The sequence below is a fragment of the Corynebacterium tuberculostearicum genome, assembly GCF_032821615.1.
Taxonomy (GTDB): Bacteria; Actinomycetota; Actinomycetes; order Mycobacteriales; family Mycobacteriaceae; genus Corynebacterium; species Corynebacterium tuberculostearicum_H.
Window position 1 is genome coordinate 1 of record NZ_JAVBIF010000032.1, and the last position, 6,060, is coordinate 6,060.

General features: G+C 53.9%; 6 protein-coding genes and 1 pseudogene. 1 reads left to right on the forward strand and 6 read right to left on the reverse strand.

Annotation, left to right across the window (positions count from 1 at the left end):
* The 5 genes from RAE09_RS11515 to RAE09_RS11535 all read right to left on the reverse strand — a co-directional run.
* On the reverse strand, positions 1–1,399 hold a 1,399-nt coding region (locus RAE09_RS11515), incomplete at its 3' end, for a VaFE repeat-containing surface-anchored protein (protein WP_316981740.1).
* Between the two features lie 718 nt (positions 1,400–2,117).
* Positions 2,118–2,948: an ATP-binding protein gene (locus RAE09_RS11520; protein ID WP_250411949.1), complete on the reverse strand. Its 831-nt coding sequence runs from the start codon at positions 2,946–2,948 to the stop codon at positions 2,118–2,120.
* Between the two features lie 105 nt (positions 2,949–3,053).
* On the reverse strand, positions 3,054–3,233 hold the full coding sequence (locus RAE09_RS11525) for a hypothetical protein (RefSeq protein WP_316981741.1): 180 nt from the start codon (positions 3,231–3,233) through the stop codon (positions 3,054–3,056).
* Positions 3,211–4,098 (reverse strand): Mu transposase domain-containing protein, encoded by an 888-nt coding sequence (locus tag RAE09_RS11530; protein ID WP_316981742.1) that lies wholly within the window; start codon positions 4,096–4,098, stop codon positions 3,211–3,213. Before RAE09_RS11530 ends, RAE09_RS11525 begins: the two co-directional genes overlap by 23 nt.
* A 66-nt stretch (positions 4,099–4,164) precedes the next feature.
* A complete protein-coding gene (locus RAE09_RS11535; RefSeq protein ID WP_316981743.1) occupies positions 4,165–4,578 on the reverse strand; it encodes a hypothetical protein in 414 nt (137 codons plus the stop codon).
* Between the two features lie 179 nt (positions 4,579–4,757).
* Between RAE09_RS11535 and RAE09_RS11965 the strand changes: the two genes are divergently transcribed.
* Positions 4,758–5,141: an integrase core domain-containing protein gene (locus tag RAE09_RS11965; RefSeq protein WP_366512279.1), complete on the forward strand. Its 384-nt coding sequence runs from the start codon at positions 4,758–4,760 to the stop codon at positions 5,139–5,141.
* 197 nt (positions 5,142–5,338) lie between these two features.
* Here RAE09_RS11965 and RAE09_RS11540 read toward each other — a convergent pair.
* Positions 5,339–6,060, reverse strand: a pseudogene (locus RAE09_RS11540) (VaFE repeat-containing surface-anchored protein); the annotation flags it as partial.

Here is a 6,060-nt window from a genome sequence, read left to right on the forward strand (position 1 = left end):
CAACCTCAACCTTGCCGTTGGAGGCCTCTGGCTTGAAGGTCTTCTCACCGGTACCCAGAACAGACTTGCCGTCCTCCTTGCTAATCAGCTCAGCCTTCAGGGTGTATTCCTTACCCGGAACAAGGTCCTTATACGTCACAGTGTCAATAACCGTGGCACCCTTTTCTACACGGTTACCATCCTTGATGGAAGCTTCCGTTTCAATCTTGGGCTCAAGACCCTTCTCCTGCTCACTAGTAGTAGGAGTCGGTTCCGGATTAGGCGTTACATCAGTCGTCTTATCCGGAGTCGTCTCGGAGGTGGTGTCCTTCGGAGTGGTTCCCTCAGACTCAGACGGCTCAGGATTCTCAGTTGTCTCGTTCGGAGAAGTCTCCCCGCCAGGATTTTCCGAAGTCGTCTCGGAGGTGGTGTCCTTCGGAGTGGTTCCCTCAGACTCAGACGGCTCAGGATTCTCAGTTGTCTCGTTCGGAGAAGTCTCCCCGCCAGGATTTTCCGGAGTCGTCTCGGAGGTGGTGTCCTTCGGAGTGGTTCCCTCAGACTCAGACGGCTCAGGATTCTCAGTTGTCTCGTTCGGAGAAGTCTCCCCGCCAGGATTTTCCGAAGTCGTCTCGTCCGAAGAAGTCTCCTCAGAAGAAGTCGTGGGCTCTTCGGAACCACCACCATTGTCAGGCTCATCAGGCAGACCGGGCTGGTCTACCGGAATGACAGACTGAGCCTTTGAATTGCGATTGCCATTCGGATGCACAACGGTAATAAACGCATCTTCAGGCTGCTTCGCTATTTCCACCGTCGGGTCTTTTACAAGCTTCGGCACTTCTTTGGGTCCCTCGATTTTATAACCCGTAAGCGCCGTAAACTCTTCGTGCGATCCAGTAAACCCTGGGAAATAGTCTTTGCTATTTCCTACAATAGTTTCAAATGGTAGGTTCTTTGGATTCTGATGCGAATCAAGGAACATCAACAGGTAGACGTAATAGTTGGCAGCCGCCTTTTTATCCCCTCGTGCAGCTGCAGCTTCCATCTTCCGCCCGAGATTGATGACGGCGTCGTGATACTTCTCATTAAACTTAAGTTTCGTAGCGTTCTTCTTTTTATACGCGTCCCACGTATTGAGAGGGGTTTTAGCGTGCGGTTCAATACACCAACCCCAGCCCACATCATTATTTTTGTTTCCACCATTGCCAAAGCCGGGCCCTGCTGGCTCTCCCGCCCAAACAAGCAGACCCCAAGAGTAGTCCGCGGCAAAATGCTGTGGGTCTTTTTCTTCCTTCTTAAGCTCGTTGCCCAATGTATTGTTGGGCGTAAAATCGGTAGGCTCAGCAGCCTCCGCCTTCGCTCCCGGAACGGTGACCATGGCCGCAATAACCGCAATCGCAGCAAGCACTGCAGTAAAGACCATCCACCCCTCTCGGGATATGTTTTTTAATCTACTCATTTTTCCTCTTCGAGCGGTACAAATACTTACATTCGCTTCCTGTACAGCGAGTTTTCGCTGAGCAGAACCTGAAATTGAGACTTGAACACACTGCAGTTAACCAGGGGATTCTACCCAAATCTAGATCAACTTTTATTGTGTACTTAGGATGGTATCATGGGAAAATTCAAGGCGCTAGCCGGGGATTTTTTAGAAACGTGCATGCTATGCAGGCTTTCTAATGTCCTAGACGCGGATAGACGCATATGCTTTCGCGAAGTGCCCAGTTATAAGCATATTTAATTGAGTTATAATAATCTCATTTTCCGCATACACGGCTAAAATGTTGACCTATTTCACACTAGTATTAATCTTAACCATACCCGCTTAAACCCTTCCATGCGCCGCGTTTTTAGTTGAACTTGTACGAATTTGAGAATTGGCTTTGCATGTAGTTTCCCACACTACTCCGCGTGGTATCCATTTATAGTTTGTCGCTACAGATGTTGCTAAAGTGCATTCGAAAGCAGTGCACACCTGTTCTATCATGTGGCCATTCAGCGAGCCTTAACTCCATTGCCATTTATCTTCGAGAAAAATATGTGATCGCCAACTCCCCCTAAGGTCGCCACAATCACACTTTAATGCTGAGAGCGGCTTGTTGGTAGGGGTGTTGTGGAACGGTGATAGGGCTGGATTCCGACTAGGTGGTGGGCCGGGCAGCTGGCCTTGTCGAGGCCAGCTGCCCGGCTTCTATTCCGATCGACTTCTCGTTGGGGCTATGTGTGGTGCTTGCCAGGTGTTGGCGCATGTCGTAGTCGTGGAGTTCGATGCGCTGTCCGGCATGGACTCTGCTGACCAGTGAGTCTGCTCCGACGGGGTCGGGTAGTTTCTTCACCCAGTAGGCCGCAGTCGTTTGGGAGACGATGATGGTCGGCAGTCTGCCGTCGCGGTCGAATATGATCTTGGTTAGGTCTTCTTGTCCACGCTGGTTGATTCCTATCGTTAGGAAATCATCGAGGAGGAGCACGTCAACGTTTTGTAGCTTGCGCATTTTAGCTACGTAGCGTTCATCTGCCGGCGAGAAGGCCGCTAACTCATCGACGAGCTGATCCAGCCGGTAGTAAGCGACGCTGTATTCGGCCTGGCAGGCAGCAATACCGATAACACAGGCGATGTAGGTTTTACCCGCACCGGTGGGGGCGAGGACGTGCACATTGGACGGCTCGTCGCGCCAGGGAGTTGCGGCCAGCCGATTGAGCTGGCGCAGGTTCAGCCCGCGCTTATTGGGGTTGATCAATTCGGTCAGTGTTGCGCCTGGGTACCGAAATTTCGTCTGGGTGATGGCCTTGGCGATGTTGGTCTGTCGGCGTTTGGAAGCGGTTTCTTCCACGGCTTTGAGGAAGATTTCCTCGGCCAATGCGTTGTTCGTGTCATCGGCGGCGACTAGGTCGAAGAAGATGTCAGCGAAGGTCGACAGACGCAGTATGCGCAGCTTAGCGCGCATGTCGTCGTAAAGGTTGATGGTGGTCATGGTGGTCTAGGCCTCCTTCTTCGAGGTTGTGGTTGGGGTGTCGTAGTAGCTGGCGGGGCGTAGGCACACCACGTCTGCGATGTCGGTGATATCTACAGTGCGTGATCAGCCAGTGGGAGGGGTCTGGGCGGTTGGCACTTGGTCGTGGGCGTGACCGTTGCGGGGGATATCGGCTTGAATCCGCGCGATGACCTGCATGTTGGGCGCCAGGTTATGGTCGATGACTTGCTGGCAAGCAGACTCTAGCGTGGTCTTGTTGTGCTTATTGCCCAGCTTGACGAGCACGTTGTGGGCGGTATGCAGTCTGCGGGGCACGGCTTTGGCGTTGCGTTCCAAGATTGATGAGACAACCTTGGTGGTTGCCGGCCCAAACGAAGAGGCCCGAGCAAGCAGCTCGTCGGGGGGTAAGCGGTTTGACCCCGGCAATGTCCCTCTCCGGGATATGGGCTGGGTCGTTGCAATAGCGGTACTTGAACCTGTGCATGCGTGAGTGCTCTGCGACTAGGTCGTCGTCGAAGATGCTCACCAGGCTGTTGGTCAGCCGTGTCTGCAGGGTTTTGCCGATGTATTGGACAGGCACTGAATAGTACTGATAGTCGCAGCAGATGTGCCAGTTGCGGTGAACTTTGACGTTTCGCCAGGACACTTCCGTAAACGGGGCATCTGGTAAGTCGCGCATCATGGGTGCTTCATCAGCATCAAACAACTCTTTACGGGTGATCCCATCGAGCCTAGGCATATTCATGTTGATGTCGTCGACGCGCTGAGCGATAGCCTCATTGAGTTCATCAAGGCTGTAGAAGGTGATCCCGTCGAAGTAGCCGAGGATGCGCGAGTAGACGAGTTGGACGGCACGTTCCACAGCGGCCTTATCCCGAGGTTTTCCAGGCCGGGCCGGCACGAGCAGGATGTCGTAGGAGTCGGCGAAGTCCGCGTAGCGTTCTTGAATGCACCGGCCGGGCTTGTTCTTCACCGGCTGGTAAGTCGCGGTCGGTGCGTTGTCAGGAACGATGATGCCAGGGCATTTACCGAGGTAGTCCAAGGATTTCACATGGCAGGACATCCAGTTGTCCATCTTCTCGTTAGCTGTTGCTGACACAGACAACAGCGAAGAATAGGGGCAGATGGCCACGAATAAGCTGGCTTTCATGCCGACTTCACCGGTGGCCTTGTCAATGATGGAAACCTTGTGGCCAGCCCAGTCGACGTAGAGTTCCTAGCCTGGCTCGTGTTCGACAATCGAGGTCATTCCGGTGGTGCGGATGAGGGTGCGCAGACGTTCGCAAAACTGGGAGTACTGATACTTCGACTCGCCTTCACCGGCAGGTGCAGCAACGTAGCCCATCCACAGCTTGTGGCGGGTCAAGTGCTTGTTGTTGGCTAGTCGCTTGGCGAGCTTTTCGAAGTCTGTCTGGTCGCAGCGCTTGCGACGGGCCTCGCGATGGTCGCTGAAGTGCTCGTCGAAGAATGCTGGATCCAGCTGAGCATACGACTCCTTGGTGATGCTCAGATCCGCAATTAGTGTCTTGGTTTTGGTAATGTCCCGGTTGGAACATCCCAACGCCGCAGTGCTGGCAGCATAGCTTCCCCCGTCCAAACACATCGCCATGATGTCTTTGAAGCTGGCCATGAAAGGCCCTCCTTAAGGTCATGAAAGGTGATAACGCGCCAGCACAAGCTGTGCCAACGCCACCTATACAATGACCGAAAACAGGGAGTCCTACCACCTATCCGGAAAACCCCGACCAACTACGCGGATTGCCCCCTACCCACTACGCCGAAACGGCAGGGTGGGTGTTATCAGACTCGATGCGGACGGAAGCATTGCCGCTGCAAGCTCTTAACCAGGCGATCGTGTGTGCTGAGGAAACAACAGGTCTCATTTACCATGATGATCACGGGTCGCAGTATGTCAGCGTTGTCTACAATGAGCGGCTTGCCCAGCATGGGATTGCTGCTTCCACTGGAACGGTTGGCGACTCCTATGACAATGCTCTTGCTGAAAACGTTAACGGCTCCTACAAGAACGAGCTGATCCATACCCGCAGGTGGGATGACGTTATCGAGGTAGAAATCGCGACGCTCAAACGGGTGTCATTGTGGAACGAAACTAGGCTCCACCAAGCTTGCGATACCGAACCCCGGTCGAGGTGGAAACCGAATTGTGGAAGCAGAACCCGCCAGAGGAAATAATAGCAATCAAGACAAATGCCTAGGAACAAAGTTCGGGGCACTTCATTTTAACCCTTACCCAAATGTTCCTCACTAGAAAATAGCTGATTTCTCAATCCAAGCAAGGGGGAGCAGTTCACACCCTGGAGGGGATTTTTGGTGTTTAAGTCTCAGCCCCGGTGGGGCGACCCGCAGGCCGCCTCACCGAAGCTTATGGACTACTTGATGTAATCCTGCATACCCGGCTCAAGCTCGGTTGCGCCGGACGGTACGGACTTAATCTCAACGCGGTCAGCGTTGGATGGCAGTGCGTTACCAGTCTCTTCAGGTTGCTGACCCTGGACCTCGACGCCACGGCCATGTCCATTGTCAGAGTTGCCGCCCTGAGGAGCATCCTGACCCTTGTCCTCGTGACCATTGCCGCCCTTGTGGCCGTCGGTGTGCTTACCGTTACCACCATCGTGGTTGCCGGTGTTATCACCGTGGCCACCATTGTGGTTGCCATGATCCTTGTGGTCGTGGTGATCCTTGATGATCTTGCCCAAGCCGATGCCCGGAATCAGGATGAGCCACCACGGAATCTTGCCCTTGGAGGAACCGTTAGAGGATCCATCCGAGGAACCGTTGGAAGAACCGTTAGAGGAACCATCCGAGGAGCCGCCTGGCTTGTCCTGATCGTGGACCTCGTGGGAGGTCACGGTCTGGTCCTCATCATTGATGTCCTTGTGCTCAGCAATGTGGTTTGGCTTCTCCGGAGTAGTACCCGGAGTCTCCTCGCCCTTGTCGTTGACCTCAGTGGAGGTGAGCTCCTCGAAGGCAACCGCAGCCTCAACCGGCTCGGTCACATCATCATTGACGGTGATGGTGACAGGCTCCATGCCGTTGGACTTCTCCGGAGTGAAGGTAGCTTCACCCTTGCCCAGCACAGACTTGCCGTCCT

Bases quoted from the DNA above. Each gene is read 5' to 3' on its own strand.
- RAE09_RS11520 (WP_250411949.1), bottom strand. From the start codon at position 2,948: ATGACCACCATCAACCTTTACGACGACATGCGCGCTAAGCTGCGCATA.
- RAE09_RS11530 (WP_316981742.1), bottom strand. From the start codon at position 4,098: ATGAAAGCCAGCTTATTCGTGGCCATCTGCCCCTATTCTTCGCTGTTG.
- RAE09_RS11535 (WP_316981743.1), bottom strand. From the start codon at position 4,578: ATGGCCAGCTTCAAAGACATCATGGCGATGTGTTTGGACGGGGGAAGC.
- RAE09_RS11965 (WP_366512279.1), top strand. From the start codon at position 4,758: ATGCGGACGGAAGCATTGCCGCTGCAAGCTCTTAACCAGGCGATCGTG.